This window comes from Sphingobacterium sp. UBA6645 (assembly GCF_002455685.1).
Lineage (GTDB): Bacteria > Bacteroidota > Bacteroidia > Sphingobacteriales > Sphingobacteriaceae > Sphingobacterium > Sphingobacterium hotanense.
Genome location: NZ_DKLH01000059.1, coordinates 63,753 through 65,140, shown reverse-complemented (window position 1 = coordinate 65,140; position 1,388 = coordinate 63,753). Strand labels below are relative to the sequence as shown.

The following is a 1,388-nucleotide window of genomic DNA, read 5'->3' as shown; positions in this document are numbered from 1 at the left end:
GGTTAATAATTGGTTAGTTAAAGCTTGTAATCTCCCCGATTACAAGCTTTTCTTTTTTTATTCTAATTTGCGTTGTTAATCGTTCCACCGCTAGATTTCTCGAAGTTTGTCATTTTGGGGTATCCTGTATAGGTTAGGGAGGCTCCGGAAGATGCTATCGCACGTAGCGAGTCTTTGGCTTGAACTTTGATTTTTGCGCCGGTTCGTGCTTGGGCAGAAACCGATTTTGAGCGTACTTTTGCTGTGTTTACGTGTGCATTGGTAATTGCATCGATCGAAGTTCTCGACGAGGAACCTGCTAATACAATTGATGACGCGGAGGACGCTTCGATAATTAACTCGTTAACCTTTATATTATCGCTCGCAAACTTCGCGGCCGAACTAGCATCGATAGACATCTTACCTGTGGAGATTCTGTTAGTTTTTAATGCGCCTGCTGTAGACAAGTCAATTTTCAATATGCGGACATCCAGGGGGGCGGTAATTTCCAAATAGCCAGCCGATGAGATTTCGATGCTACTTAAGTTCGGATTGATGTACACTGTGGCGTTCAGATTTCTAGAGTTTTGTATGTTGCTGTTCCTCTTTACTTGAATAATTAATATTCCTTTGTCTACTTTGGTTTCGATCTTATCCAATTGACTTTGGTTTTGAGCGTCTAAGACAACCACATTCTTATTTGATTTTACGATTTTCGCTTGGATTCCTGTTGAAATAGATATACCGCTTGGTTTTGCATTTATTTTTCTGACTTCAGTTTTTTGAGCATGGACAAATAGAGATAATCCCATAAAAAGGATTGTTAGAAATTTTCTCATAATCACTTTTACTTTATTAAAGCATATGCAATTTAATGATTAGTTATGTTAATTTCTTATTATTCCTGATGGAATAAACGGAACAGTAAAGCATCGTCGACATGAGGGAATTTATGGCCTGCAGGTTTGTTAAGCCAAATAAAAAAGCATAATTTCAAATGATATTGATTGCACGACTGGAGTACAATGAAACTATTAGACCATTTTAGAAAATTCTATCATATTGACGACGAGCTGGAGCAGAAGCTAGACAGCATCATTGAAACAAAGGAATTCAATAAAGGCGATGTTATTTTCGAGCCTGGTACCTATTTAAAGTATATTTATTTTATTGAATCAGGTTTTACTCGGATCTATTACTATAAGAATAGGAAGGATATTACGCACTTATTCTTTGGCGCGAATTCTTTCAGTACCGGCATCGAGAGCGTCTTTTATGGAAAACCTGCGGTCTTTGGTTTTCAAGCGCTGGCGCCTTCCACGATAAGTCTTATGCCTTTTTCAGTAATTGAAGAACTTGCAAAAACGAACATAACAATGAATAAAATTATACAGAAAGTTTTGTTGGAT

Annotated in this window: 2 protein-coding genes; one reads left to right on the top strand and one right to left on the bottom strand. The window is 37.4% G+C overall.

Translation table 11 applies throughout. From position 1 onward, the window contains the following. Positions 1 to 62 precede the first annotated feature (62 nt). On the bottom strand, positions 63 to 791 hold the full coding sequence (locus tag B2400_RS11625; RefSeq protein ID WP_286650618.1) for a GIN domain-containing protein: 729 nt from the start codon (positions 789 to 791) through the stop codon (positions 63 to 65). Between the two features lie 213 nt (positions 792 to 1,004). Here B2400_RS11625 and B2400_RS11620 point away from each other — a divergent pair. Further along, on the top strand, positions 1,005 to 1,388 hold a 384-nt coding region (locus tag B2400_RS11620; RefSeq protein ID WP_293933527.1), incomplete at its 3' end, for a Crp/Fnr family transcriptional regulator.